This is a genomic window from Flavobacterium poyangense, from assembly GCF_011751075.1.
Taxonomy (GTDB): Bacteria; Bacteroidota; Bacteroidia; order Flavobacteriales; family Flavobacteriaceae; genus Flavobacterium; species Flavobacterium poyangense.
The window spans coordinates 1,033,989-1,060,385 of record NZ_JAALLN010000001.1 but is presented as its reverse complement, the minus strand read 5'-3'; the positions used below and the strand labels follow the sequence as shown (position 1 = coordinate 1,060,385).

The 26,397-nt window shown below is 35.6% G+C and carries 22 protein-coding genes and 2 tRNA genes; 13 read left to right on the top strand and 11 right to left on the bottom strand.

The annotated features are described in order from the left end of the window. Nucleotides 1–21: 21 nt before the first annotated feature. The 6 genes from tsf to G3A47_RS04335 all read right to left on the bottom strand — a co-directional run bounded on the left by tsf (nucleotide 22) and on the right by G3A47_RS04335 (nucleotide 4,751). Nucleotides 22–984: a translation elongation factor Ts gene (gene tsf, locus G3A47_RS04360; RefSeq protein ID WP_166920756.1), complete on the bottom strand. Its 963-nt coding sequence runs from the start codon at nucleotides 982–984 to the stop codon at nucleotides 22–24. Nucleotides 985–1,120: 136 nt separating this feature from the next. Beyond that, a complete protein-coding gene (gene rpsB / locus G3A47_RS04355; protein ID WP_166920754.1) occupies nucleotides 1,121–1,885 on the bottom strand; it encodes a 30S ribosomal protein S2 in 765 nt (254 codons plus the stop codon). 235 nt (nucleotides 1,886–2,120) lie between these two features. Next, nucleotides 2,121–2,507 carry a 30S ribosomal protein S9 gene (rpsI, locus tag G3A47_RS04350; protein ID WP_007808909.1) on the bottom strand — a complete coding sequence of 129 codons (387 nt, stop codon included), beginning with the start codon at nucleotides 2,505–2,507 and terminating at the stop codon, nucleotides 2,121–2,123. Next, nucleotides 2,507–2,962: a 50S ribosomal protein L13 gene (gene rplM, locus G3A47_RS04345; protein WP_017497946.1), complete on the bottom strand. Its 456-nt coding sequence runs from the start codon at nucleotides 2,960–2,962 to the stop codon at nucleotides 2,507–2,509. Before rplM ends, rpsI begins: the two co-directional genes overlap by 1 nt. A gap of 197 nt (nucleotides 2,963–3,159) precedes the next feature. Further along, nucleotides 3,160–3,972: a ferritin-like domain-containing protein gene (locus G3A47_RS04340; protein WP_166920753.1), complete on the bottom strand. Its 813-nt coding sequence runs from the start codon at nucleotides 3,970–3,972 to the stop codon at nucleotides 3,160–3,162. A 29-nt stretch (nucleotides 3,973–4,001) separates the two neighbouring features. Further along, a complete protein-coding gene (locus G3A47_RS04335) occupies nucleotides 4,002–4,751 on the bottom strand; it encodes a ferritin-like domain-containing protein (RefSeq protein ID WP_166920751.1) in 750 nt (249 codons plus the stop codon). Between the two features lie 229 nt (nucleotides 4,752–4,980). On the opposite strand from G3A47_RS04335, the gene G3A47_RS04330 reads away from it, so the two are divergent. After that, entirely contained in the window at nucleotides 4,981–6,006 is a 1,026-nt protein-coding gene (locus G3A47_RS04330; protein ID WP_166920749.1) for a LacI family DNA-binding transcriptional regulator, read from the top strand. A 45-nt stretch (nucleotides 6,007–6,051) separates the two neighbouring features. On the opposite strand, the gene G3A47_RS04325 is transcribed toward G3A47_RS04330, so the two are convergent. Together G3A47_RS04325 and polA are read right to left on the bottom strand one after the other, a co-directional pair. After that, nucleotides 6,052–6,429, bottom strand: coding sequence for a hypothetical protein (locus tag G3A47_RS04325; RefSeq protein ID WP_166920747.1), 378 nt, complete (start codon nucleotides 6,427–6,429; stop codon nucleotides 6,052–6,054). Between the two features lie 45 nt (nucleotides 6,430–6,474). After that, nucleotides 6,475–9,312 (bottom strand): DNA polymerase I, encoded by a 2,838-nt coding sequence (gene polA / locus G3A47_RS04320; protein ID WP_166920745.1) that lies wholly within the window; start codon nucleotides 9,310–9,312, stop codon nucleotides 6,475–6,477. A 497-nt stretch (nucleotides 9,313–9,809) separates the two neighbouring features. Here polA and G3A47_RS04315 point away from each other — a divergent pair, with 497 nt between their 5' ends. The 6 genes from G3A47_RS04315 to G3A47_RS04290 all read left to right on the top strand — a co-directional run bounded on the left by G3A47_RS04315 (nucleotide 9,810) and on the right by G3A47_RS04290 (nucleotide 14,989). Further along, complete coding sequence (locus G3A47_RS04315; protein WP_166920743.1) at nucleotides 9,810–10,025, top strand: hypothetical protein; 216 nt, start codon at nucleotides 9,810–9,812, stop codon at nucleotides 10,023–10,025. 175 nt (nucleotides 10,026–10,200) lie between these two features. Then, nucleotides 10,201–10,875 (top strand): response regulator transcription factor, encoded by a 675-nt coding sequence (locus tag G3A47_RS04310; RefSeq protein WP_166920741.1) that lies wholly within the window; start codon nucleotides 10,201–10,203, stop codon nucleotides 10,873–10,875. A 12-nt stretch (nucleotides 10,876–10,887) separates the two neighbouring features. Beyond that, complete coding sequence (locus G3A47_RS04305) at nucleotides 10,888–12,225, top strand: sensor histidine kinase (protein WP_243860377.1); 1,338 nt, start codon at nucleotides 10,888–10,890, stop codon at nucleotides 12,223–12,225. Between the two features lie 106 nt (nucleotides 12,226–12,331). Continuing rightward, on the top strand, nucleotides 12,332–12,520 hold the full coding sequence (locus tag G3A47_RS04300; protein ID WP_166920739.1) for a hypothetical protein: 189 nt from the start codon (nucleotides 12,332–12,334) through the stop codon (nucleotides 12,518–12,520). An 857-nt stretch (nucleotides 12,521–13,377) separates the two neighbouring features. Then, nucleotides 13,378–14,613 (top strand): metallophosphoesterase, encoded by a 1,236-nt coding sequence (locus G3A47_RS04295; protein WP_166920737.1) that lies wholly within the window; start codon nucleotides 13,378–13,380, stop codon nucleotides 14,611–14,613. A gap of 73 nt (nucleotides 14,614–14,686) precedes the next feature. Then, nucleotides 14,687–14,989, top strand: coding sequence for a thioredoxin family protein (locus G3A47_RS04290; protein ID WP_047773070.1), 303 nt, complete (start codon nucleotides 14,687–14,689; stop codon nucleotides 14,987–14,989). Between the two features lie 24 nt (nucleotides 14,990–15,013). Here G3A47_RS04290 and G3A47_RS04285 read toward each other — a convergent pair whose 3' ends face one another. Together G3A47_RS04285 and G3A47_RS04280 are read right to left on the bottom strand one after the other, a co-directional pair. Further along, complete coding sequence (locus tag G3A47_RS04285) at nucleotides 15,014–15,655, bottom strand: polysaccharide deacetylase family protein (RefSeq protein WP_166920735.1); 642 nt, start codon at nucleotides 15,653–15,655, stop codon at nucleotides 15,014–15,016. Nucleotides 15,656–15,747: 92 nt separating this feature from the next. Further along, nucleotides 15,748–19,029, bottom strand: coding sequence for a glycosyltransferase family 117 protein (locus G3A47_RS04280; RefSeq protein ID WP_166920733.1), 3,282 nt, complete (start codon nucleotides 19,027–19,029; stop codon nucleotides 15,748–15,750). A 245-nt stretch (nucleotides 19,030–19,274) separates the two neighbouring features. Between G3A47_RS04280 and G3A47_RS04275 the strand changes: the two genes are divergently transcribed. After that, nucleotides 19,275–19,345: transfer RNA gene (locus G3A47_RS04275), tRNA-Gln, on the top strand. 109 nt (nucleotides 19,346–19,454) lie between these two features. After that, nucleotides 19,455–19,525 (top strand) — tRNA-Gln (locus G3A47_RS04270). Between the two features lie 233 nt (nucleotides 19,526–19,758). On the opposite strand, the gene G3A47_RS04265 is transcribed toward G3A47_RS04270, so the two are convergent. Beyond that, the gene (locus tag G3A47_RS04265; RefSeq protein WP_166920731.1) at nucleotides 19,759–20,583 is read right to left on the bottom strand and encodes a universal stress protein; all 825 of its coding nucleotides are present in this window, start codon (nucleotides 20,581–20,583) and stop codon (nucleotides 19,759–19,761) included. A gap of 176 nt (nucleotides 20,584–20,759) precedes the next feature. On the opposite strand from G3A47_RS04265, the gene rimP reads away from it, so the two are divergent. From rimP to G3A47_RS04245, 4 genes are all read left to right on the top strand, one after another. After that, on the top strand, nucleotides 20,760–21,224 hold the full coding sequence (gene rimP / locus G3A47_RS04260; RefSeq protein ID WP_166920729.1) for a ribosome assembly cofactor RimP: 465 nt from the start codon (nucleotides 20,760–20,762) through the stop codon (nucleotides 21,222–21,224). A 13-nt stretch (nucleotides 21,225–21,237) separates the two neighbouring features. Continuing rightward, nucleotides 21,238–22,491: a transcription termination factor NusA gene (nusA, locus tag G3A47_RS04255; protein WP_017498147.1), complete on the top strand. Its 1,254-nt coding sequence runs from the start codon at nucleotides 21,238–21,240 to the stop codon at nucleotides 22,489–22,491. Nucleotides 22,492–22,539: 48 nt separating this feature from the next. Further along, entirely contained in the window at nucleotides 22,540–25,431 is a 2,892-nt protein-coding gene (gene infB / locus G3A47_RS04250; protein ID WP_166920727.1) for a translation initiation factor IF-2, read from the top strand. A gap of 283 nt (nucleotides 25,432–25,714) precedes the next feature. Then, nucleotides 25,715–26,224 carry a DUF4920 domain-containing protein gene (locus G3A47_RS04245; RefSeq protein WP_166920725.1) on the top strand — a complete coding sequence of 170 codons (510 nt, stop codon included), beginning with the start codon at nucleotides 25,715–25,717 and terminating at the stop codon, nucleotides 26,222–26,224. The last annotated feature ends 173 nt before the right edge of the window (nucleotides 26,225–26,397 follow it).

Sequence of the window (26,397 nt, the reverse complement as noted above, 5' to 3'; positions counted from 1 at the left end):
TTTGTATTGAAAAATAATATATTAACCTAAAGTAACTCTTTTGAAACCTGTAATTTCAACGTTGAATCCTTTAACGTAATCACCTACTTTTTTACTGTCATCTTTGATGAAGTTTTGATCTAAAAGAGCTTTCTCTTGATCTAAAGTAGTGTTGTCAGAGATGAAACGTTGTACTTTTCCTGGAATGATTTTATCCCAGATTTGTTCTGGTTTACCTTCAGCTTTTAATTCAGCTTTAGCATCTTCTTCGGCTTGTTTTAAAACTTCTTCAGTCAATTGAGAGAAAGAGATATATTTAGGAACATTTTTCAATGTTTTTCCTAAACGTACTGCTTCTTCGTTTTCTTTTTCGATTACGGCAATACGAGCAGCAAGCTCAGAAGCAACAAAAGCAGGATCAAAATCTTTGTAAGATAATGTATCAGCTCCCATAGATGCAACTTGCATAGAGATGTCTTTAGTTAAAGTCTCAGCGTTGTCAATTTTTGCAGAAATAGCTGTTAATGCAGCAATTTTGTTAACGTGAACGTAAGATCCAACAAAAGCACCTTCTAAAATTTCGAAACCACCGATTTCGATTTTCTCACCGATAACACCTGTTTGCTCGATTAATTTTTCAGCAACAGTAAGTCCGTTGAAATCAGAAGCTAAAAATTCTTCTTTAGAAGAGAAATTGATTGCTTTTTCAACTAAATCTTTAGCTAAAGTTACGAAAGCTTCATTTTTACCTACGAAGTCAGTTTCACAGTTTAAAGTGATGATAGCTCCTTTAGTGTTGTCTGCATTGATAAAAGAAACAGCAGCTCCTTCAGAAGACTCACGGTCAGAACGGTTAGCAGCAACTTTTTGTCCTTTTTCTCTAAGGATTTGTATAGCTTTATCGAAATCTCCTTCAGCTTCAACTAAAGCTTTTTTACAGTCCATCATTCCGGCACCTGTAGATTGTCTTAATTTATTTACGTCTGCAGCAGTAATTGTTGCCATAATATTTTGAATTTTAATGTTAAAAGTAAAAATTCCAATTTTTAAATTCCAAATTCCAATTTTATTAAATTATCAACATAATGTTTTTAATTTTATTTTGGATTTTGGGATTTAAAATTGGAATTTAAAATTTGATTTATTCTTCAGTAGCAGCAGCCTCAGCCTCAGCAGCAGGAGCAGCCTCTTCAGCTACTTCAACTTCTTTTTCAGAACCTCTGTCAGAAAGACCTTCGATTACAGCAGTAGTCACTAAAGATAAAATTTTGTCAATTGATTTAGAAGCATCATCATTTGCAGGAATAACGTAATCAACCTCTCTTGGGTCAGAATTCGTATCAACCATTGCGAAAACTGGAATGTTTAATTTTTGTGCTTCTTTTATTGCGATATGTTCAGCTTTGATATCTACTACGAACAATGCTGCAGGTAGTCTAGACATATCAGCGATTGAACCTAAGTTTTTCTCTAATTTAGCACGTAGACGATCAACTTGTAAACGCTCTTTCTTAGAAAGTGTCATGAAAGTACCGTCTTTCTTCATTTTATCGATAGAAGACATTTTTTTAACTGCCTTTCTGATAGTTACGAAGTTAGTTAGCATTCCACCTGGCCATCTTTCAGTGATGTAAGGCATGTTTGCAGCTTTTGCTTTATCAGCAACGATGTCTTTTGCTTGTTTTTTGGTAGCTACGAATAATATTTTTCTACCTGATGCAGCGATTTTTTTCAAAGCTTCGTTAGCTTCTTCAATTTTAGCTGCAGTTTTATATAGATTGATAATGTGAATACCATTACGCTCCATATAAATGTAAGGAGCCATGTTTGGATCCCATTTTCTAGTCATGTGTCCGAAGTGAACACCTGCTTCTAGTAATTCTTTTACTTCTATTTTGTTTGCCATTTTTGTACTAGTTTACGTTCTGTTGATTAGCAATGTGTCTTTTTGGATTTTAGATTTTAGATTTTAGATTTCAGATTTTTCAATCTTCAACCTTACTCTTTCAATCGTTTAATCGCTTAACCCATTTAGATGCTAAACTATTTCCTACCTCGATAGGAGAGCAACAACAACTGTGTTTTTTAATTTCAATAAATAATTGATAATGCCTTGTCCCAAATGAACAAGACAGGTAATATTAACGTTTAGAGAATTGGAATCTCTTACGAGCTTTCTTCTGACCGAATTTCTTACGTTCAACCATTCTTGGATCTCTTGTTAATAAACCTTCTGGTTTAAGGATAGCTCTGTTTTCAGCATTTACTTCACACATAACGCGTGCTAATGCCATTCTTACAGCTTCTGCCTGACCAGTTGAACCACCTCCGTAAACGTTTACTTTTACATCAAAGTTGTTTACATTTTCTGTCATAGACATTGGTTGTAAAACTTTGTATTGTAAAGTTGCAGTTGGAAAGTAAGTTGCGAATTCTTTTTTGTTTACAGTGATTTTACCTGTTCCTTCAGAAACATATACACGTGCAACAGCGGTTTTTCTTCTACCGATTTTGTGAATAACTCCCATTACTTAAGATCGTTTAGGTTAACAGTTCTAGGTTTTTGAGCTCCGTGAGTATGCTCAGCACCTACAACAACATTTAGATTTCTAAAAAGTTCAGCTCCTAATTTGTTTTTAGGTAACATTCCTTTTACAGCTTTTTCTACTAATAATGCAGGGTTTTTAGATTGCAATACTTTAGCAGTTAAAGTTCTTTGTCCTCCTGGGTAACCTGTATGACGCATGTAAATTTTGTCATTCATTTTTGTACCTGTAAGGTTAATTTTTTCTGAGTTGATAACAATTACGTTATCTCCACAGTCAACGTGTGGTGTGTAACTTGGCTTGTACTTACCTCTTAAGATCATTGCAACCTTTGAAGCAAGACGTCCTAAGTTATGACCTTCAGCGTCAACAACAATCCACTCTTTAGTTACAGTGGCTTTGTTAGCTGAAACTGTTTTGTAGCTTAATGCGTCCATAATATTATTTTAATTAAACATTCCATCCCCAATAAAGGGGATGCAAAAGTACAATTAATTATTTTAAAACCAAATACCTGAAAAGATTATTTTAACTCCTGATTTTCAGGAGCTATTTTTTTATCTAAAACATTAAAAAACCATCTTTACTTAATTTTGTAAAGATGGTTTCTGATTAGAGGTATGAAAAAAGTAAATTATACGATAAATATATTGGCGATATCTACAACTTGTTGTGTAGTAAGTGGTTCGTCATACGCTTCAGATCCTGCTGCGGCACCAAATAGGGTAGCTGTATTAAATCCTGCCTGTGTCGTAAGGCCTTCGCCATCGTAGACAGCTTGTGTTGCAGCCGGCATTCCGGCACCTCGATCGCTGTTAGAAATCCATCCTTTTAAACCACGCAGTCGTCTTACCTCCGACGCATGTCGAGCTTCAACAGAGTGTATTTGTAGTGCAGCTGTTAATAAATCGGGAGTAGAAATCAGATTTTTGGCCTGTCCTTTATAGGCTCTGACACCTGTATCTTCAAAAGCCTGTGCTAAGGCTAAAAAGGTCGGATAATCTCCAAAAGGATCAAAAGCACCACCCACGGTAAAGTCAAAAGTGGGTTTAGGAACAAAATTCGGACTCATTGTTCCGCCTAATCCTGCAATTAGAAATTTTACATGATCGGCTTCATGATCGGCAATTTGCTGAAAAACTTTCAGATCGCGACCACTATTTTCTGATGCGGGAATTACGCCTGAATCTAATGCCATCGCATAAAATTCATTTTCAAGATATTCTAAAGTCAGTGCAAATTGTAAAGCTCCAATTGGTGTTGCCGGAGTTGGAGTTATATCCTGAGCCATCGCTTTGTTAGCCAATGCCGATAGTCCGAACGGAATGGACGCAAATGCTAAATTTTTTCCAAGATTTCCAAATTGTGTAAAACTGTCTCTTCTTGAACTTGTCGCAGTCATCATACCCTCGTTGGTAAAAGACTCTATAAATTTTAGTATATTCATAATTTCTAGTTTTTAAGTTGGGTAATTATTTAAGGTAAAAATTTAGCTGTAAATTCTGTTGTGATGAATCCGCCTGCAATGGCTAAAATTTTAGAAGGATCTTTTGCATCATCCAATCCGGTGGTTGCATTGACGATATCATCTCCGGCAAAATCTTTAGAATTCGGATTAATTAAACTTCTTATAGCAGAGGCATGTCTGGCTTCTACAGAAACAATTTTTCCGGCTAATACTAAGTAGTCTGCATTTTTGATCAGTTTTCCTGCTCCGTTATAAGCCGCTACGCCGGTATCTTCAAGGGCTTTAGCAGTAGCTAAAACTTCTGTACGGCTATTAAAGTTTAAAGCGCCGTAATTAAAAGCCAATGTTGGGAGTAGTTGTGAAGCGGGATTTGGCAGGCTTCCGGTTAAAGCAGCTTTAAAGAAATCTCTGTGTACTACTTCGTGATAATACAAATCAGTAAGTACTTGTTTTTCTATAGCATTAAAAGTGGTGTTAAAATTGGAAGCGTTTACCACTTTGGTATAAAAGTCAGCTTCTAATTGTTCTAATGCGTATGCGTAAGTTAAGACGCCAAAGTCTCCGGCTCCTAAATCAAATTTTCCGTTTCTGATACCCGGCAGCATATTGTCTACAATAGGATCGTCATTGTCATTGTTGTCACTGCACCCGGCCATAAGTAATCCGGCACTGGCAATTGTTAGTCCGCTAAGTTTGAGAAAATTCCTTCTGTTGTTCAGTGAAGTGTCAACCTCTTGAACTCGTACTTCGTTTTTCATAATTACTACTTTTTAAATGGTTGTTAATAGGAATAGCATTTTTGCGTATTAAGTTACTTACGAGCTTTTTGGAGAAGTAGTTTTAAAAATTGGATTTAATTTTTATTTTCTTTACAATTCCTTTAATATAAAGGAAAACATGTTAAGATTTTAATGGAGTCTGAGATGATTTTTATTGTAATTTCAGTAATTCTACTATATTTGTATTAATTCCATAAAATATGATAGAATGAAAGCTAAAGCAACTTTAAAGCAAATCGCAAAAGAACTCAATGTTTCTGTATCAACAGTTTCTAAAGCGCTTAATGATAGTCCTGAAATTAGTGAGCAAACTAAAATTAAAATTAAAGAGTATGCGAAACTGAAAAATTACAAACCGAATGTTATTGGTCTGAATTTGAAGAATCGCAAAACAAAAACAATTGGAGTTATTATACCTAATATATTAAACTCATTTTTTGCGAAGGTTTTTAGCGGTATTGAAAAAGTAGCAGATAAAAAAGGATATAATGTAATCACCTGTATTTCTAATGAATCTTTAGAAAAAGAAATTCATACACTGGAGATGCTGAGCAACGGAACGATTGACGGTTTTATATTGTCAGTTTCAGAAGAGGCGCAAAAATTGCAGGAATACAGTCATTTTTCGGCTATTATAAATGACGGAACACCAATCGTAATGTTTGACCGAATTGCCGAAGGAGTAGAATGTGATAAAGTGGTGGTTGATGATTATGATTCTGCTTTAGATTCGACCCAGCACTTAATTAATTTAGGATGTAAAAATATTGCCTTAATTTCTTCTGTAGATAATTTAAGCGTTGGAAAATTGAGAGCTGATGGTTATTTGAAAGCTTTAGAGATTAATAATATTCCGGTCAATGAAAAAATCATTCTCAGAACAGATTCTGAAGAGGATATGAAAAGTAAAATCGATGCTATTTTTGAACAAAAAATCGACGGAATTTTTGCTTTGGATGAAAATGATTCTGTTGCCGCTTTGCGTATCGGACTAAAGAAAGGATACAGAGTTCCGGAAGATATTTCGATTATTGGTTTTGCCGACGGAATTTTGGCCTCAAGACGTTTGTCACCAAGTCTAACAACGGTAAGTCAACACGGTGTTGAGATTGGCGAAGTTGCTGCCAAAAGGTTAATCAAAAGACTGGAAGAAGATGAAGAAGAAACTTCAGATTACGAAACCATCGTTATTAAAACCGTTTTAAAAGAGAGAGAATCTACCAGAAAAAAATAAAATTATAAAAAAACCATCAGCATTAACTGATGGTTTTTTTGTAGTTTATAGTGAGATTAGAAAAATAGCCAGAATAGAGAGGATTAGTATAATTCTAAATGTTTTCTGTTGTTCTGCTTTCAAAAGATAGCCATTTTTCCGTAATTCCCAAGAGAGTAAAAGTTCGATTAATGTGTCTAAAGGGTCGAAAAGAAAATCTGAAATACGATAGCTTTCGTCTGCTTTTTTAGGTCTTTCCCTTCCTTTTCTTTTGGTTGTTTTTTTAAGAACATTTTTAATTTTTGTAACCGTAACATTTCTATTCGATAATTCAGATTTGGCCAGTTGAACCGCTTCCGGATTCCATTTTTTAGGAGCACGAATAATTTTTAGTAATTCCTGTGTTGTTCGTGTTTTTATAGGAGGCTTAAAATTGTCTGTCATTTTGTTTTACCGCTAGGAATCACGAAATCTAAAATCTAAAATCCCTTAGTGCGCTTCTAGCCAATCTTTACCTAAGCCCAATTCTACTTCCAACGGTACTGCCATTACAAAAGCATTTTCCATCTCGTGTTTGATCATAGGTTGAATTTTTTCGAGTTCATCATTGTGAACATCGAACACAAGCTCATCATGCACCTGAAGCAACATTTTTGATTTCCAGTTTTCGTCTGTCAATCTTTTATGAATGTTGATCATGGCAATTTTAATCACATCGGCAGCACTTCCTTGTATAGGAGCATTCACGGCATTTCGTTCTGCTGCACTTCTCACAACAGCATTGGCTGAATTGATGTCTTTCAGGTAACGACGACGCCCTAAAATGGTCTGAACATATCCTTTTTCACGTGCAAATTCAATTTGTTCTGAAATATAAGATCTCAATTTTGGATAGGTTTTGTAATAAGCCTCAATCAAAGCGGCACTTTCGCTTCTGGATAACGAAGTTTGGTTGCTCAATCCAAAAGCAGAAACACCGTAGATAATTCCGAAGTTTACTGTTTTGGCATTACTTCTTTGTTCGCGGCTCACTTCATCCAAAGGAACATCAAAAACCTTAGCGGCAGTTGCTTTGTGAATGTCTTCTCCGTTTTGGAAAGCCTTAATCATATTTTCTTCACCACTTAGAGCGGCAATAATTCGCAATTCTATTTGAGAGTAATCGGCAGAAACCAGCGTGTAGTTTTCGTCACGAGCGACAAAAGCTTTACGGATCTGACGGCCTCTTTCGGTACGAATCGGAATATTCTGCAAGTTCGGATTGTTAGAACTCAAACGTCCCGTTGCGGCAACAGTCTGCATATAATCGGTATGAACTCGCAACGTTTTTTTGTCTACCTGTTCCGGTAAAGCAAGGATGTAAGTGCTCTGCAATTTCACCATTTGACGCCACTCCAGAATCTCTTTTACAATCGGATTGTCGTTTGCCAAATAGGTTAATACTTCCTCGCCGGTCGCATATTGACCCGTTTTGGTTTTCTTTTGTTTGGCACCTCCAATTTTCATTTTTTCAAATAAGATATCGCCTAATTGTTTAGGTGATGCCAGATTGAATTTCTCGCCCGCAGTTTCGTATATTTTTTGTTCTAAAGCTTTAATTTCAACATCCATTTCTTCAGACATTGATTTTAAAAATTCAACGTCAAGACGAATACCTTCTGTTTCCATAGCAGCCAGAACACTTACTAATGGGATTTCGATTTCGTCAAATAGTTTTTTGGTTTCCGTTTTGTCTAATTCGGTGGTGAAAATTTCTTTTAATTGTAGGGTTACATCAGCATCCTCAGCAGCATATTCCTTGATATCTTCAAGAGGAACATCTCGCATCGAGATTTGATTTTTACCTTTTTTACCAATTAAATCGTCAATGGGTTTAGGGGAGTATTTCAAATAGGTCTCGGCCAGAATATCCATATTATGACGCATATCCGGATTGATCAGATAATGCGCGATCATCGTATCAAAAAGTTTTCCTTTTACCGTAACGCCATAATTAGAAAGGATCTTTAAATCATATTTTAAGTTCTGACCTATTTTCTCAATATTTTCATTCTCGAAAAACGGAATAAATTTGGCGATCAAAGCTTTTGCTTCTTCCTGGTTTTCCGGAAACGGAACATAAAGTCCTTTTCCTTTTTCGTAAGAAAATGAAATACCAACCAATTCGGCATGCAAAGCATCTAAACCGGTAGTTTCGGTATCAAAACAAACAGAAGTTTGGTTTTGTAAATTTTGTAAAAGCAATTTTATCCCCAAATCCCCTTGAATAGCTTGGTAGGAGTGAGGTGTGTTTTCTAAAGTATTATAAAAAGAAGTTCTTGTGGTTTCCTGATTTTCGGTAGCATCACCAGCTCCAAAAAGGTCAAACTGATCTTCGTTTTTAGGTTGTGGTTTTTTGTATAATTTGGGATCAGGAGTTTCAACTGTCGTTTGTGTTCCGTCGGTTTTAAACAAATTATCAAATTGTTCCGCCATTCTTCGGAATTCTAATTCCTGAAAAATAGCATCTGTTTTTTCAATATCAGGCCGTGTTAACTCATAGTCATTTTCGTCGAAAGTAACAGGGCAATCCAGTAAAATAGTGGCTAAAGTTTTAGAGAGCAATCCTTTTTCTTTGTTTGCCTCGATGTTTTCTTTCATTTTTCCTTTCAGCTTATCGGTGTTAGCCAAAAGATTTTCCATGGTGCCAAATTCTTTTAAAAGCTTTTTAGCAGTTACTTCACCAACTCCCGGAAGTCCCGGAATATTATCGGCAGCATCGCCCATCATTCCCAGAAAGTCAATTACCTGTTCCGGTCTTTCAACTTCAAATTTTGCCAAAACTTCAGGAACGCCCCAAATTTCTATTCCGTTACCCATTCGGGCCGGTTTGTACATGAAAATGTTCTCCGAAACCAATTGAGCAAAATCCTTATCAGGAGTGACCATGAAAACTTTGTAATTCTGTTTTTCGGCTTGTTTGGCAATCGTTCCAATTAAGTCATCGGCTTCAAAACCGGGAACTTCAATAATCGGAATATGCATGGCTTTTAATAATTCGCAGATATAAGGAACTGCAATTTTTATAGCCTCGGGTGTTACATCACGATTGGCTTTGTATTCCGGAAATATTTCGTTTCGCAACGCACTTCCTCCTTTGTCGAAAGCAACAGCCAGATGATCCGGTTTTTCTCTTTTAATAACATCCAAAAGGGAATTCATAAAACCCATAATGGCAGATGTATCCATTCCTTTGGAATTAATTCTTGGGTTTTTTATGAAGGCATAATAACCACGAAATATTAAAGCGTAAGCATCCAGTAAAAAAAGACGTTTTTGAGTTGACATAGAAAAAATATTAGTCTGTAAAAATAATCAATTGGGGTTTAAAAAACGATTTGCATTGGGGAAAGTTTTTTTAAACCATATAAGTTATAGAAGTTCATATAATTGGGGTGTTTTTATTTTGCAGGACTTAGTGGGGCTTGTAGATTAGGTTTTTCTCTTTTGTAATTTTTGATCTTTGTAGTGATCCATTTGCTTCAATGAACTTTTTTTTAAACCATATAAGTTATAGAAGTTCATATAATTGGGGTATTTTTATTTTGCAGGACTTAATGAGGCTTGTAGATTAGGTTTTTCTCTTTTGTAACTTTTAATTTTTGTAGCGATCCATTTGCTTCAATGGACTTCTATAACTTATATGGTTTAATTACCAATATGCATTAGACTGTTAAGGTCAGGTTAAAGTTTTAAGAAGGTGGGTTTCTTCATTTTCTCTTCATGTGACGGATGTAATTTTGATCTGTAATTAAACAAGGTTATTAATTTAAATTATAGAAATCATGAGAAATTTTTTAATGTTACTAGTAGCAGTTTTAGGGACAACAGCAATGGTTAATGCATTTCCTCCTGTAAAAGTTGGACCTGCTAAAGAAATTAAAACCAGCCATGCAAAAGAGGTAAAAGCAACAAAACACCCAAAAAGTAAAGCTGCAAAAAAAGCAAAATCCGGAAAAAAAGAAACTCCGAAAGCTGAAGCATCAAACATGAAAAAATAAAAGTTGTTTTTGTTTTGCTTTTTAAGAATTGTAAAGGAGGCAAAACAGAAAGGATAATTATGGGGAAAGCTGATGAAGAAATTTATCAGCTTTTTTTATTCGTTAAATTTTTAAATAATAGGGGACTAATTTTTTTATAAATGCTTAATTTTAGTTGCTTTAAGAATTGGAGAGTATGAATGTTTTAATTGTTGAGGATAATAAAGAACTGGCTGTAGAGGTCTATGATTTTTTATGTAATGGTGGTTATGTTTGCAAGGTAGTTCATAATTGTGGAGATGCCTTAGACGAAATTGGTTGTAACGAGTATGACGCTATGTTGCTGGATCTTGGTTTGCCGGATGGGGATGGTTTTGAAATTCTGACCGCCGTGCGAAAAACAAAATCAAAAATGGCGGTTATTGTCATTACAGCACGTGGAGAATTAGACGACAGGATTAACGGTTTGCATCTGGGTGCCGATGACTATCTGACCAAACCTTTTGCTTTAACAGAACTGAGTGCACGTCTTTATGCGGTGATCAGAAGGATGCATGGTTTTACCTTAAATGATTTGGTAGTGCACGGTTTCTCGCTGCAATTGCAGGATTATAAAGTAAGTTACGATGCTATTCCAATCAATCTGACTAAAAAAGAGTTTGACATTTTTCAGTATTTGGTGCTGAATAAAAATCGGGTGATTACCAGATTGCAATTAACAGAACACATTTGGGGTGATATTCTGGAGGTAAATTCAGATTCGAATTTTATTGATGTTCACGTTCGGAATCTTAGAAAAAAATTAGACAAACATACCGATATCAGCTGGTTTGAAACCGTTAGAAATGTCGGATATCGCATTAACGTTTAAAAAGAAACGACTTTGAAAATAAAACACCAACTGGCTATTTTTAACGCGCTGTCAAGATTATTACTGATCGTTATTTTGTGGCTGATGTTGCCTATTTTGGTGGAGAAAGTGGTTTACAGACACATCAACAATAGTTTAGTTGAAAAGGAAAAAAAGTTCCTGGACCATTTGGATAAGGAAGAAATCAATGATTTTATTCAGAATACGGCCGATACGACAGATACTTATTCGCAGTTTTCTACTTTGCACAGCGAGTTTTTGGTGCTTTCGAGAACCGCAACGAAGTCTCCGCAAAAGAAATCGACTTTTAGTAATGATTATAGGGTCATTGAAGGTGAAGAAAACGAATATCGAATTCTACAGCATCATTTTACCTACGCCAATGAAAATTATAAACTGGAGATTGGAAGCAGTCTTGCCGAAATAAAAGACCTTACTTTTATTATCAGGTTCTTTATTATCATTGTGTTTGTGGTGATTCTTCTAATTACATTTTTGGCGGATACTTTTTTTATTGAATATTTATTAAAGCCTTTTTATAAAATTATCGATACCAAAATCAGACGGGTAAACGAACCCGAGGCCTTTGATCATACTCCAATAAAAGCGACATCAAGGGATTTTAGGGAACTTGATTTTGTGCTGAATCAAATGATGGACCGTATTGCGGAACTTTTCAAAAAAGAAAAACAATTTATTTCCAATGTTTCGCACGAACTTCTGACTCCCATTGCACTGCTGAAGAATAAGTTTGAAAACTTATTGCAAAATGAATCTTTAGATGATACGGCAGTTGATAAAATTGCAGGTTCGCTACGGACTTTAGATATGCTGAAAAAAATCATCAATAATCTGTTGTTGATTTCCCGCATAGAAAACAATCAGTATGCCGCAGATGAGGAAATTCATTTTGGTGAAATTATAAACGATATGCAGGAGGATCTTCAGGATAGAATTGAAGACAAAGAGCTGATTTTTAGAAATGCCATGCAGCATGATTTTCGTTTTAAAGGCAATAAAACGTTGCTTCATATTTTAATCTACAATTTAATAACAAATGCAATTAAGTACAATAAAGTAAAAGGCGAAATTATAGTCTCTGACGGATTTGTGAACCAACAGTATTTTATCTCCATCAAAGATTCCGGTATTGGGATGGGTGCTTCGCAGATCGAGAAAGTGTTTAACAGATTTACCCGTATCAGTTCCGATCAGGATGGGCAAGGGCTGGGGCTTGCTATTGCCCAAAGTATTGCTTCTTTTCATCATATCGAAATTGATGTTGTTTCAGAGATTAATTCCGGAACGACCTTTATACTCTTGCTGCCTGAAATAACAAAACCCAATTAAAAGTTAAAATTTTTTGGTACTACAAATCTTCATTCAATCTTCATTTGGTGATTCTATCTTTGACCTATAAATAATCAAATAATAATAATCTATAAAAATTAAGGTCATGAGAAAATTAGCAATTTTAGCAGTAGCAGTTTTAGGAACAGTAGGAATGGTAAACGCTCAGACAGCCCCAGCTCAAACAACCCCCGTAAAAGAAGCAAAAGCTCCTAAAAAAGACAAAAAAGCAGATAAAAAAGCGAAAAAAGCAGAAGCTAAACCGGCAGCAGCTAAAGAAGAAATGAAAAAATAAAAAGTAGTTTTTTATTGTGGTTTCATGGCTTTTTGGTTTGGCTTATGAAATGGTTAATAGGGATAAATTTTAAATAGGTTAAAAGGCTGGTAAAGAAATTTATCGGCCTTTTAGTTTGTGTTTCAGTTAACTTGTTTTTGCTTTTTTTTGCCACAGATTTCACAGATTTAAATGATTTTCTTGGTTTACTAATTAATTTAAGTTGCTGGTTGATTACTTTATTTACTTGTAATTCGAATACAAATAATGTAGGTTTTATTTGAATTGCCTCTAGTTTTTAACTGGAGGTTGTTTGTTTAGGAAGGAGACAAAGGCTTTAGCCGAACCTTCAAAGAGTTTGGCTAAAGCCTCTTTATTATTAATCAATTCTTTACCTCCAGTTAAAAACGGGAGGCAATTGATATAGGTCAATCAAAAATTCAAAAAAAGACATACACTTTTTAGACTAATTCATATAAAAGCCTTCCTAATCTTGTATGTTGATTCAGAAACAAATTTATTGAACCTCTCCTTTTTTTGTGCAATTGTAACTAGTAACTGGAATTAATTACTATTCAATAATTAAGTTCATGTTGTAAGTTGTTTTATAAAAGAAACGCTGTGGCAAATTTTCTCACACAGATTTGCTTCGCCAGTTTGCAGATTCAGCAGCTCTTTTTGCTTTGCGTTTCCAATAAAATAATCCGCTAAATCTGCTAAATCGGCGTGAATAAAACTTTGTGACTTAGTGTCTCTTGAGGCTTATATTGGGTAGCTATGATTTTTATAAATTGTATTCGACAGATTTGAGTTAAATTTTTGATAATAAAAAGCAATAAAAACACCTTTCTTTGTTACTTTGCTTAAAACTATACCTAATGATCATTCGTTTTATAATTCTTTGCGCTCTTCTTTTTTTCATTGAGTTTTATTCCTACCAAGCCTTTCGTACTTTAATCAAACTGAGATGGGTTTTGATTGGCTATCAAGTAATAAGTTTGCTGCTTTTAATTTTTATCATTTACTCTTTTTCGCAGGTTGAACGTTCCGTTGGACAAACGAAACAATTCATGTTTACTACAGGTTTAATGCTGTTGATTTATGTGCCTAAAATTGTAATTACGTTGGTTTTGTTAGGAGAAGACGTTTTTAGGCTGGGTGCAGGAGCAGTTAATTTTTTTGTAGAAAATTCAAACGATACAAATATCCTTCCTTCAAGGCGTAAATTTATCAGTCAGATTGGTTTGGGATTGGCGGCGGTTCCTTTTCTGTCTTTGATTTACGGAATTTTTGAAGGGAAATACAATTATAAAGTAATCAAACAGACTATCTTTTTTCCTGATCTTCCGGAGGCTTTTGATGGGTTTAAAATCACTCAGATTTCGGATGTGCACAGTGGAAGTTTTGATAATCCGGAGAAAATTAGCTACGCCATTGATCTGATCAACGAGCAGGAATCGGATATGATTTTGTTTACAGGTGATATTGTCAATACACATGCCACAGAAATGCATCCCTGGCTGGAGACTTTTAATAAAATAAAGAGTTATAAATACGGTAAATTTTCGGTTTTGGGAAATCATGATTACGGAGAATATGTGACCTGGCCTTCTGAAAAAGAAAAGGATGCCAATTTTTACGCGATCAAAGAATTGTACAACCAAATCGGATTTAAACTTTTGCTGAATGAGCATACTTATATTCAGAAAGGGGAGGATAAGATAGCTTTAGTAGGTGTAGAGAATTGGGGAAAGGATTTTAAAAAAGCAGGCGATTTAAATAAAGCTTCAGAACAGCTCGATCAGAAGGATTTTAAAATTCTAATGAGCCATGATCCAAGTCATTGGGAATATGAAGTTAAAAAACACCCTAAGAACTTTCATTTGACACTGTCAGGTCATACACATGGTATGCAGTTTGGTATTGAAATACCGGGATATTTTAAATGGAGTTTGGCACAGTATATTTATAAACAATGGGCTGGTTTGTATGAAGAGGTTGGCAGGTATGTTTATGTGAACCGTGGTTTCGGTTTTCATGCTTATCCCGGAAGAGTTGGTATCATGCCCGAAATAACGGTCATTGAACTAAAAAAGGGCAACAATGTCGCTTAGTTCAGTAAAAATGCTACATTTGTAAAATATTTATCTCTTTTTAGTAGATTTAAAAAATTAAATTTTTGGTTTTATGTCAAAATTTGGAGAACTAATAAATGCCCAGGTCCCTGTGTTGATAGATTTTTACACAGATTGGAACGAATCGTCAGTTTCTATGCATCCTGTTATTAAGGACGTAGCAGCTGCGCTTGGTGATAAAGCCAAAGTAATCAAAATTGATGTAGATAAAAATCAGGAACTGGCGGAGGCGCTTCGTATAAAAGGACTTCCGACTTTGATGATTTATAAAGAAGGTCAAATGATCTGGAGGCAGTCAGGTGAGCTTGATGCCAATACTATAATCGGAATTGTCCAGGAACAATTCGATATGTAATACTACACTCCGATTTGATATTGTTTAGTGAATAATATCAAAGGTATATCCATTTTCTTTTAAAAAATGCAAGGTTTTTGGCAGTGCAAATTTTAAATTCGGTGAAGCTTTTATGCTGTCATGAAATACAATTACACTTCCTGATTTTACATTTTTAGTAACATTCTCCAAACATTTTTGAGGCGTAATAGATTGGTCAAAATCGGCGCTGAGAACATCCCACATTACTATTTTGTAGCCTAGTTTACGTAAAATTTTAGATTGCCCTTTTTTGATCTTTCCGTAGGGAGGACGAAAGAGTAAGCGATTGCATGTTTTCTCTTGTTCTTCTAATACATGGGCGCAATTCTTTACATTTTCGATATAATCATTCGTGTGAATTTTCCAGCCATTTACATGGTTCATCGTATGATTTCCGATCGAATGTCCTTCTGTGATCAATTTCTCGAATAATGATAGATTGGCTTTTATGTTTTTTCCAATGCAAAAAAAGGTGGCTTTGGCGTCAAATTTTTTTAGTTCAGATAAAACCCAATCCGTAATCTCCGGAGTCGGACCGTCGTCAAATGTTAGGTATATTTTCTTTTCGTTGTTGGGAATGTCCCAGCAATATTTAGAAAATACCCTTTTTATAAATGAATTCGTTTTTACCCAATAAAAGCTCATTGTGAAATGATTTAGAGATATGTAAAATTAAAAAATGCAGTGCTATTTATCAAACAGCACTGCATTTTTTTAATTGTTAAATTTTTCGTATATTATTCTTTTTCTCTTCCGAAACGTTCGAAAACATTTACATAAGTATTAAAGGTTACTTTATGTTTTTCGTAGAAAGCATTGTCGTTATTGTTTTTCATAACTTCCAATAAACTTCTGTAACGTTCAATATCGGTGATAATATCAATTGCCAGATCCGTTTGGTCAGCAGCGCTTAAGGTAGCATAATAGTTTAAGTTTTCTTTGTATTTCTGAACCAGTTTATTAAGCAAATCATGCGCTTTTGCTGTTTCACCAACTTTGTAATAGCCACCGGCAAAAGGCTCAACTAAAGAATAGTAGCCAAATTTATCAATCGGCATTTTTGTCATAGCCAGATTAATGACTTTTTTAGCTTTGTCAATTTTACCTTCTGCGATCAATTGATTCATCAAACGAGACAGATTGGTGCGGTACGTGATGCTGTTTCTTCTGGTTTCTGGATCGTGATAGATTTTTTCGCTTTCACTATTACCCCAATCCCATTTCATTACAATGTCGTACATTTTATCGCTGTCAATTTGTCCCATGTCTAATGGTCCGCCTTCTTTTGAAGAAACGTTTTTAATCGGAACTAATTTGTAAACCATTCCGTCTAATTGTAAATAATCTTTTAGCCATAAATAATCTTCGCTGTCAAAAGCACCTCCACTAAAGTAGATTGGTCTTTTCCAGTTGTTATTAGCCAGGATGTCTAACATCATTAAGCGGTTTTTGTATAAAGCACTTCCTTTGATGTCGATGTCCATGTAAGGAACTATAGAGTCATTGTATTTTGGATTAACAACTTTGTTTTTGATAATTAAATCCTTGTCAACATTAACTCTGATTTTGTTAGTTGGATAAAAATGAATGGTTTGTCCGTTTTGTAAGTCTACAGTTGATTTTGGGTTTTTAATAAAACTGATAAAATCATTAATGTTCCAACGGGTTTCTATTTTAGGAATGTGAGCTACATAATCCAATTTATCTCCCACATATTCAGCATGTGTAAAAGAGATTGGTAGCGGGTCAGATTCATACGATTTGGCTTTCATTTGATCGATATACCAATCGGTCATGAAAAGACTGGTATTTACAATTTTCACATCGGTTCGTACGCCTTCGATTTCCTGAGCATACCATAACGGGAAAGTATCATTGTCTCCAATTGTAAATAAAATAGCGTCTTTATCACAGGAAGTCAAATAAGCTTTTGCCATTGCTACAGCTGTATATTTGTCTGATCTGTCATGATCGTCCCAGTTTTGAGAAGCCATTAAAACAGGAGCAGCCAGGAAAGTTGCGGCAATAATTACCGGTCCTGCGATTTTTGGAGCGATATAATTCTGAATAGTTTCGTATAAAGAATAAACCCCAAAACCAATCCAGATGGCAAAGACATAAAAGGAGCCTACCAAGGCATAATCTCTTTCACGAGGTTCAAAAGGTCTTTCGTTTAAGTATATTTTTAGGGCAATTCCTGTGAATAAAAATAAAGCCAAAAGGACATAAAAACTCTTAAGGTCTTTATTGGCGTGGTACATAAGTCCGATAAGTCCAAGGATGAAAGGCAGGAAGTAATACACATTCCTTCCTTTGTTGTTTAGTACATCCGAAGGTAAATTGTCTTGAGAGCCAAGATGTAAGGAATCAAGAGGTTTGATTCCGCTAATCCAGTTTCCGTCCAGATTGTCGTATTTTCCCTGAACGTCGTTCTGACGTCCGACAAAATTCCACATCAGGTATCTCCAGTACATGTATCCGAATTGGTATTCAAACATAAAACTAAAGTTATCTGTGGCTGTCGGTTTTTCGATAATTAAGTAGTCACCGTAGCTTTTTAAGAATTTTACATAACCTTCGTTGTCAATTTGTTTTTGAGCATAGGCTTTTCTGAATTCGGAAACGGTTTTTTCAACTTCGTTGCGCAATTGGGCGGTAGCTTTGTTGAATTCCTCTTCGCTTAACTGGCTGGCGTCAATTCCGTATTTTCCTAAATCATCTTCGTACGGATAATTAGGATTGATTCTGAAGCCCGGAGGATTCGTAAAGCTGATGTAATTTTCAATGTGTCCCGGTTCGGTGCTCCACATTCTTGGCAGAATCGTTTTTTGATTGTCGTCTGTATTTTGATCTGCGTTTTTATAGTTGTTGGTAATGATATATTTACCGGTTTTGTAATCTCTTTCGTAGTTAGGCTTTTTGTCTAAATAAGGCGTTTTTGCATCTAAACCGGCAAAAACTTCTGTGTATTGCGGTCCATAAAACAATGGATTCACACCATATTGTTCACGATTGTAATAAGCTAAAACCTCGGTAGCATCTGATGGTTTGTTTTCGTTGATTACCGTATTTGCGTTAGCACGAACCGGCAACATCATCCAGGTTGAGAAACCAATTAAAATAAACAAGATGCAAAGAATGATAGTGTTATAGAAAACCAATCCTTTTTGTTTGGTAAATTTTAATCCAAAATAAAAGAAGGCAACAAAAAGTAAAGCAACAAAAATAGTTCCTGAGTTAAAAGGAAGTCCCATGCTGTTTACCATGAATATCTCAGTTTTACCAAAGAATGCCATGGTTAGCGGAAGGAGTAATTTGAAGATAAACAATAATACACCAATAACAACAACATTGGCAATCAGGAAGTTCTTGATGGTAACTTTTTCATAATGTTTAAAGTAGTATAAAAACCCTATCGACGGAATGGTTAGTAAAGCCATAAAGTGAACTCCGAAAGAAAGACCAATCACAAGTGAAATAACCAGTAACCATCTGTTTCCTTTTGGTTTGTCCATGTCTTGTTCCCAGCGAAGACCAAGCCAGAAAAGTAAGGCAATTAACAAAGAAGCCATCGCATAAACTTCGGCTTCAACGGCATTAAACCAAAAACTATCTGAAAAAGTATAAGCAAGTGCTCCAACAAAAGAGCTTCCTAAAATTACGATTGAATTGTTTTGATTGATTTCTGTGAAACGGGCTATGATTTTTTTCAAGATCATAGAAGAAGACCAAAACAGGAATAGAATAGTAAATGCGCTAGAGAAAACAGACATCATATTTACCATTAAGGCTATATGTTGGTTGTCTGTTGCAAACATGGCAAAAAAGGCACCCATCATTTGGTATAAAGGAGCTCCGGGTGGGTGACCCACTTCTAGTTTGGCTGCTGTAGCGATATACTCGCCACAATCCCAGAAGCTCATAGTAGGTTCAACAGTTAGTGTATAGGTGATTAAAGCGATTGCGAATGCAAACCAACCAATAATTGTATTCCATTTATTGAAATTGAATTGTGCCATATTTAGGTGTTATAATTTTAGATATTTTCTATCCTACAAAGAAAATGTTTTTTTGTGTAAAGAATGGAGCATTAACAAAAAATTCTGCAAAACTATTTGGTAAAAGCAATTGGTTGTTGGTGAAATACTTGCGGAAACATTAGCTGTTTTGAAGAAAAAAAAACGCAAAAAAATGAAAATTTTTGCTCAAAAAGTTTGTGCAAACTAAATAAAGCTCTAAATTTGCACTCGCTTAACCGCACTGCTGGTCTATGGTGTAATGGTAACACAACTGTTTTTGGTGCAGTCTTTCTAGGTTCGAGTCCTAGTAGACCAACATAAAAGCCTCTCAATCGAGAGGCTTTTTTTATGCAATAAAATTTTTTCAAAAAAAGTTTGTATAAACTAAAAAAAGGTTTAAATTTGCACTCGCTTAACCGCACTGCTGGTCTATGGTGTAATGGTAACACAACTGTTTTTGGTGCAGTCTTTCTAGGTTCGAGTCCTAGTAGACCAACATAAAAAGCCTCTCAATTTTGAGAGGCTTTTTTTTATGTCCTCGTGTCATTTCGGCGTAAGGAGAAATCATACAAGAAACTCCGTGCAGAATGTTGTTTGTCTTTGTCGAATCCTGAGTGTGATTCCTCCTTACGTCGGAATGACAGGATCCTTCGTCGGAATGACAGGCTCTTGCGTTGGAATGACAGAAAAGGCGTTGTTTTGGGTTTAAGAAACTCTCTCTATTTGTACCTAAATCTTAAAAGTAATAACCGGCTTGACGGCGTGATTGACTAATCCTTCGCTGATGCTTCCGTTGAAAAAATGGGCAAATCCGGTTCTTCCGTGTGTGCACATGGCGATAACATCTGCATTTGTTCGGTTTGAAAAGTTTAAAATTCCCTTTTCGATATTGGTGTCGTTATAAATGTTTGTAGAGTAATTGGTCAGGTTGAATTCGGCAATAAACTCATGCATGGCTTTTTCGATAACGTGAGTTGGTTTAAAGCTGTTGGGAGTGCAAATGGTGACCAAATGTATTTTTGAATCAAAGAATTTGGTGAAGTTTAAGAATTTTTCAAAAGGTTTTTTGGTCTCTTCGGAAAAATCAGAGGCAAAGACAATGTTTGTGGCGTTGAAGTCTGCAATGTCTTTTTTGATAACTAAAACCGGGACTTCTGAATTGCGTACCACTTTTTCGGTGTTCGATCCTATTAATAATTCTTCGACACCCGAAGAGCCGTGAGATCCCATTATGATTAAATCTATTTCGTGCTCTTTGCTTACTTGTGTGATGCCGTGGATGGGTTTGTCCATTTTTACGATTTCAGTCACGGGAACTCCTTCCAGATAAGGTCTGTTGGAGATTTCGTCGAGCATTTGATTCGCTTTTTGCATGAAAAGCATGGTTTCGGGTATGCTTGCGCCTCCCGTAATGGCGTCATTCATTTGATGCGGGAGCTCGAGCATGTGTAGTACAATGATTTCTGAATCGTTTCTTTTGGCAATTTGTGCAGCGACTTTTAAAGCGTCTTCAGCATGTTCGGAGAAGTCGGTAGGTACTAAAATTCGTTTCATAGTGATTTGGGTTAGATAGTGGGAATATTCGCTTATATTTAATGTTACATAAAGATAAGAAATATTTTTAGAGCAATCAATTTATTTTGATTTATAAAAAAAACACTATATTTGCACCGTTATTTATTAAAATCTAAATAATGAGGGGACTAAGTGTCCCCTCTTTTTATAAAATTATGACATTTAAAGAAAAAGTAAACACATTAATTACAGAAGCTCTTCAGGAAAAGCCATCAATCTTTTTGATTGATTTGTCTATTTCGGATTCTTTCAAGATTAGTGTTGGTTTAGACGGGGATAATGGAGTAGCGTTGCAGGATTGTATTGATATTAGTCGTGCAATCGAGAACAATCTGGATCGCGAAGAGCAGGATTTTTCTCTTGAAGTAGCATCAGTTGGAGTGGGATCTCCCTTGAAAATGACAAGACAATACAAGAAAAATATTGGTAGAACCTTGATTGTTACTACAAATACTGAAAAAATTGAGGCAGAATTAGTGGAAGCTAACGATGTTTTTATAATTTTGTCTTGGAAAGCAAGAGAACCGAAAAAAGTAGGAAAAGGAAAAGAAACAGTTCAAAAAGAGCAACAAATACCTTATACAGAAATTAAAGAGGCAATTGTTACAGTAACATTTTAATTAAAGAATTCGCATGGAAAATTTAGCATTAATCGATTCATTCTCAGAGTTTAAAGATAATAAACTTATTGATCGTGTAACGCTTATGGCAATTTTAGAGGACGTGTTTAGAAATGCATTAAAGAAAAAATACGGTTCTGATGATAACTTCGACATTATCATTAATCCTGATAAAGGAGATATGGAGATTTGGAGAAGAAGAGTAATCGTTGCTGATGAAGATCTGGACTTTGAGAACGAAGAAATTACCTTGACTGAAGCTAGAATGATCGAAGCGGATTTTGAAATTGGTGAAGAAGTTTCTGAAGAGGTTAAATTGATTGATTTAGGTAGAAGAGCGATCTTGGCTTTGCGTCAAAATTTGATATCTAAAATTCACGAACACGATAATACTAATCTTTATAAGCAATTTAAAGATATTATTGGCGATATTTACACCGCAGAAGTACATCACGTACGTCCAAGAGTGGTAATCTTGGTAGATGATGAAGGAAATGAGATTGTACTTCCTAAGGAAAAACAAATTCCATCTGACTTTTTCCGTAAAGGAGATAACGTTCGTGGAATCATTGAAAGTGTTGAATTAAAAGGAAATAAACCTCAAATCATTATGTCAAGAACTTCTGAGAAGTTTTTGGAGAAATTATTTGAACAAGAAATTCCGGAAGTATTCGACGGTTTGATTACGGTTAAAAATGTAGTTCGTATTCCTGGTGAAAAAGCAAAAGTAGCGGTAGATTCTTATGATGACAGAATTGATCCTGTTGGAGCTTGTGTTGGTATGAAAGGATCTCGTATTCACGGAATTGTTCGTGAGTTAGGAAACGAAAATATTGACGTAATCAACTATACAAACAATATTCAATTGTTTATTACAAGAGCATTAAGCCCTGCAAAAGTTTCTTCTATCAAAATTGACGAGGAAAATAAAAGAGCTGAAGTTTTCTTGAAATTAGAAGAAGTTTCTAAGGCTATCGGTAGAGGTGGTCATAATATAAAATTAGCTGGTCAGTTGACAGGTTACGAACTGGATGTTATTCGTGAAGGAGATGTTGCAGGTGCAACGGCAGATGAAGATGATGTTGAATTAACAGAGTTTTCAGACGAAATCGAAGGCTGGGTAATTGAAGAATTTGCTAAAATAGGTTTAGATACTGCAAAAAGTATTTTGAAACAAGAAGTAGAAGATTTAGTAAGAAGAACAGATCTGGAAGAGGAAACTATTCTTGATGTTATGAAAATACTAAAAGAAGAGTTTGATAGTTAGTTATCTGCTCTAACAACACAACGAAAAAGGTAATAATAAAAAGGTTATATGTCTGAAGAGAGAGTAATAAGAATAAACAAGGTTTTAAGGGAATTAAATATTTCGTTAGAAAGAGCTGTTGATTATCTAAAAGATAAGGGAATTGCTATTGATGCAAATCCGAATGCAAAAATTTCTGATAGCGAGTTTAATATCCTACAAAGCCAATTTGCGGGCGATAAGGGGAATAAGGAAGCTTCTAAAGAGGTAGGAGAAGAGAAAAGAAAAGAGAAAGAAGCATTACGTGTAGAGCGTGAGAAAGAAATTGAGGACAAACGCAGACAAGACGAAGAGCGCCAAAAACAACAAGAGATTATAAAAGCAAGAGCTGTTGTGACCGGACCTGTTCAAGTGGGTAAAATTGATTTAAATCCAAAGAAACCTGAGAAACCTGCAATTGTTTCTACTCCTTCAGAGGAACCGGTGAAAGTTGAAGAACCTAAAGTGGTTGTTGCTGCTCCGATTCAAGAGGAAAAACCTGTTCAGAAAGAAATCGTACAGCCGGAGCCGGTAGTGGTTGCGCCTGTAGTTGCTGAGGACAAAGTTGAAAAACCTATTATTACAGAGAAAAAAGAAGTAAAAGTGGAAGCTCCGAAAGTAGCTCAGGAACCAATTATATCTACGGATCCTACAACTTCAGAAGAGACGATCACTACGCAATATCAAAAGTTATCAGGAACGACACTTACAGGTCAGACAATTGATTTATCTCAATTTAACAAGCCTAAGAAAAAGAAAGAAGATCCGAAAATAACTCCAAACAAACCGGGAGCTCCGGGTGCAGGAAATAACGCTAACAAAAATAAGCGTAAAAGAATTGCTCCGAAGCCAGGTACACCGGGAGCACCAAAACCTGCAACAGGTAATGCACCGGGAACACCAAATCCTAATAAAATTACACCAAATACAGGTGGTGGAGGTTTTAATGCTAACAGAAGTGCTAGACCTGGTTTCGTAAAAGGAAACCGCCCTGCAATTGTAGCTAAAGTTGAGCCAACTGAAGAGGAAGTAAAAAACCAAATTAGAGAGACTCTTGAAAAACTTCAAGGAAAAGGTGGAAAATCAAAAGCTGCTAAATACAGAAGAGATAAAAGAGAGACACACCGTCAGAAATCTGATGATGAGCAAAGAGCACTTGACGAAGGAAGTAAAACTATTAAGGTTACAGAATTCGTTACTGTGGGTGAAATCGCGATCATGATGGATGTGCCGATTACAAAAGTAATTGGAACTTGTATGTCACTTGGAATCATGGTAACCATGAACCAGCGTTTAGATGCTGAAACTTTAACTATTGTGGCCGATGAGTTTGGTTACGAAGTAGAGTTTATCACAGTTGATATCGAAGAGGCAATAGAAGTTGTTGAAGATAAAGAAGAAGATTTAGTTGCCAGAGCGCCGATTGTTACGGTAATGGGTCACGTCGATCACGGTAAAACCTCTTTACTGGATTATATCCGTAAAGAAAATGTTATTGCCGGAGAGTCGGGAGGTATTACACAGCACATTGGAGCTTATGGAGTAACTTTAGATAATGGTCAGAAAATTGCATTCTTAGATACACCGGGTCACGAGGCGTTTACCGCGATGCGTGCACGTGGAGCGCAGGTTACGGATATTGCTATTATTGTGGTAGCTGCCGATGATGATATCATGCCTCAAACTAAAGAAGCGATTTCTCACGCACAAGCTGCGGGAGTACCAATTATTTTTGCAATCAATAAAATTGATAAACCAAATGCAAATGTTGAGAAAATCAAAGAGCGTTTAGCTAGTATGAATTTACTTGTTGAAGACTGGGGTGGAAAAATTCAATCACATGATATTTCTGCAAAGATTGGAACAGGAGTAAAAGAATTACTTGAAAAAGTTTTATTAGAAGCAGAAATTTTGGATCTGAAATCGAATCCGAATAAGGCAGCACAGGGAACTGTTGTGGAAGCATTTTTGGATAAAGGGAAAGGATATGTTTCTACTATCTTAGTACAACATGGAACTTTAAAGGTTGGAGATTATATGCTGGCCGGTAAACACCATGGAAAAGTAAAAGCAATGCATGATGAAAGAGGACATATTGTTTTGGAGGCAGGTCCTTCAACTCCGGTTTCTGTTTTAGGTTTGGATGGTGCTGCTACTGCCGGTGATAAATTCAATGTTTTTGAAGACGAAAAAGAAGCCAAACAAATTGCCTCTAAACGTTCTCAATTAATGCGTGAACAATCGGTACGTACACAACGTCATATCACATTGGACGAAATTGGTCGTCGTATTGCATTGGGTCAGTTTAAAGAATTGAACGTAATCCTTAAAGGAGACGTTGATGGATCAGTTGAAGCATTGTCTGATTCGTTCTCTAAACTTTCTACAGAAGAAATTCAAATTAATATTATTCATAAAGGTGTTGGAGCCATTACAGAGACTGACGTTATGTTGGCTTCTGCTTCTGATGCGATCATTATTGGATTTAACGTTCGTCCTGCAGGAAATGCGAGACAACTGGCAGATAAAGAAGAAATCGATATCCGTTACTACTCTATTATCTATGCTGCTATCGATGACTTGAAAGATGCGATGGAAGGAATGTTAGCTCCTGAGATGAAAGAAGAGATTTTAGGAACAGCAGAGATCCGTGAGATTTTCAAAATTTCTAAAGTAGGTTCTATCGCCGGATGTATGGTTACGGACGGTAAGATTATGAGAGCTTCTAAAATCAGAGTGATCAGAGAAGGTGTAGTGGTGCATACAGGTGAACTTGTAGCATTGAAACGTTTCAAAGACGATGTGAAAGAAGTTACGAAAGGATACGATTGTGGTATTCAAATTAAAGGTTTCAACGATATTGAAGAAAGAGATGTTATTGAAGCTTACCATGAAGTAGCGATCAAAAAGAAATTGAAATAAGATTCAATATTTATATTTTAAAGTCCCAACGCAAGTTGGGACTTTTTTTATAGCTTATAAAGAATCATTTTAATTCTTTTAATCTGTGGCAAAACAAAATGAAGCTGCCACAGATTTCACAGATTTAAAGGATTTTTTTAAAGTATTCAATAGCTGCTATTCGACAATCGTGTTCAGGTTATTGTGTTTTGGTGATTGTGTAATAGGATGTTTTTTTTGATGCGGAAAAGGGGCTTATTTATTTCAAATTTTGTGTTATTTTTGGTTAAAAAAATATATAGATATGAAACGATTATTATACACAGGATTCCTTTTCTTAAGTCTATCTACGCTGTCTTTTTCGCAAGAAGCCGTAGAGAAAAAAGGACCTCCGGCGGGGAATGCTTTAGTTGGGGATTATTATGGAGCCGATATTTCTAAGGTTTCAGAAGGCAAGGCGATCTCGGTTGAGAAATTGCAAAAGGAATTAAATAATGTACAGAAAATTGAAGATATCTCGGTACGAGGAGTTGTAACCGATGTTTGTCCGAAGAAAGGATGCTGGGTTGCGGTTAAAACAGAAGACGGGTCTTCGTTTTTTGTAAAAATGAAAGAGTATGCCTTTTTTGTACCAACAAGTTTAAAAGGAAAAAATGTTGTTTTGGAAGGTGTTGCGGAGAAGAAAATTACCTCTGTTGAAGAGCTCAAACATTACGCTAAAGATGGTAAGAAACCACAATCAGAAATAGATGCGATTACAGCTCCAAAAGAAGAGATTCGATTTCTTGCCAGTGGAATTAAGGTAGTTAACTAAGCGTGCTTTTAGTTTTAAGTACATCACTTATATTGTAAAGTCTCAACGAAAGTTGGGACTTTTTTTGTTTGATTAGGTTTTAGGAAAAATCAATATAGGATTGGAATTAGAGCATGGTTTGGCATGCGATTATCTATTGATCTCTTGCAGTTATAAATCTATAAGAAAGAAAA

What these genes read in the sequence shown, in the direction of transcription:
- G3A47_RS04245 (WP_166920725.1), top strand. Translation starts at nt 25,715, where the DNA reads ATGAAACGATTATTATACACAGGATTCCTTTTCTTAAGTCTATCTACG.
- G3A47_RS04330 (WP_166920749.1), top strand. Translation starts at nt 4,981, where the DNA reads ATGAAAGCTAAAGCAACTTTAAAGCAAATCGCAAAAGAACTCAATGTT.
- rimP (WP_166920729.1), top strand. Translation starts at nt 20,760, where the DNA reads ATGACATTTAAAGAAAAAGTAAACACATTAATTACAGAAGCTCTTCAG.
- G3A47_RS04310 (WP_166920741.1), top strand. Translation starts at nt 10,201, where the DNA reads ATGAATGTTTTAATTGTTGAGGATAATAAAGAACTGGCTGTAGAGGTC.
- G3A47_RS04335 (WP_166920751.1), bottom strand. Translation starts at nt 4,751, where the DNA reads ATGAAAAACGAAGTACGAGTTCAAGAGGTTGACACTTCACTGAACAAC.
- rpsB (WP_166920754.1), bottom strand. Translation starts at nt 1,885, where the DNA reads ATGGCAAACAAAATAGAAGTAAAAGAATTACTAGAAGCAGGTGTTCAC.
- rplM (WP_017497946.1), bottom strand. Translation starts at nt 2,962, where the DNA reads ATGGACGCATTAAGCTACAAAACAGTTTCAGCTAACAAAGCCACTGTA.
- G3A47_RS04315 (WP_166920743.1), top strand. Translation starts at nt 9,810, where the DNA reads ATGAGAAATTTTTTAATGTTACTAGTAGCAGTTTTAGGGACAACAGCA.
- G3A47_RS04325 (WP_166920747.1), bottom strand. Translation starts at nt 6,429, where the DNA reads ATGACAGACAATTTTAAGCCTCCTATAAAAACACGAACAACACAGGAA.
- G3A47_RS04295 (WP_166920737.1), top strand. Translation starts at nt 13,378, where the DNA reads ATGATCATTCGTTTTATAATTCTTTGCGCTCTTCTTTTTTTCATTGAG.
- polA (WP_166920745.1), bottom strand. Translation starts at nt 9,312, where the DNA reads ATGTCAACTCAAAAACGTCTTTTTTTACTGGATGCTTACGCTTTAATA.
- G3A47_RS04290 (WP_047773070.1), top strand. Translation starts at nt 14,687, where the DNA reads ATGTCAAAATTTGGAGAACTAATAAATGCCCAGGTCCCTGTGTTGATA.
- infB (WP_166920727.1), top strand. Translation starts at nt 22,540, where the DNA reads ATGTCTGAAGAGAGAGTAATAAGAATAAACAAGGTTTTAAGGGAATTA.
- tsf (WP_166920756.1), bottom strand. Translation starts at nt 984, where the DNA reads ATGGCAACAATTACTGCTGCAGACGTAAATAAATTAAGACAATCTACA.
- nusA (WP_017498147.1), top strand. Translation starts at nt 21,238, where the DNA reads ATGGAAAATTTAGCATTAATCGATTCATTCTCAGAGTTTAAAGATAAT.
- G3A47_RS04340 (WP_166920753.1), bottom strand. Translation starts at nt 3,972, where the DNA reads ATGAATATACTAAAATTTATAGAGTCTTTTACCAACGAGGGTATGATG.
- G3A47_RS04300 (WP_166920739.1), top strand. Translation starts at nt 12,332, where the DNA reads ATGAGAAAATTAGCAATTTTAGCAGTAGCAGTTTTAGGAACAGTAGGA.
- G3A47_RS04265 (WP_166920731.1), bottom strand. Translation starts at nt 20,583, where the DNA reads ATGAAACGAATTTTAGTACCTACCGACTTCTCCGAACATGCTGAAGAC.
- G3A47_RS04285 (WP_166920735.1), bottom strand. Translation starts at nt 15,655, where the DNA reads ATGAGCTTTTATTGGGTAAAAACGAATTCATTTATAAAAAGGGTATTT.
- G3A47_RS04280 (WP_166920733.1), bottom strand. Translation starts at nt 19,029, where the DNA reads ATGGCACAATTCAATTTCAATAAATGGAATACAATTATTGGTTGGTTT.
- rpsI (WP_007808909.1), bottom strand. Translation starts at nt 2,507, where the DNA reads ATGGGAGTTATTCACAAAATCGGTAGAAGAAAAACCGCTGTTGCACGT.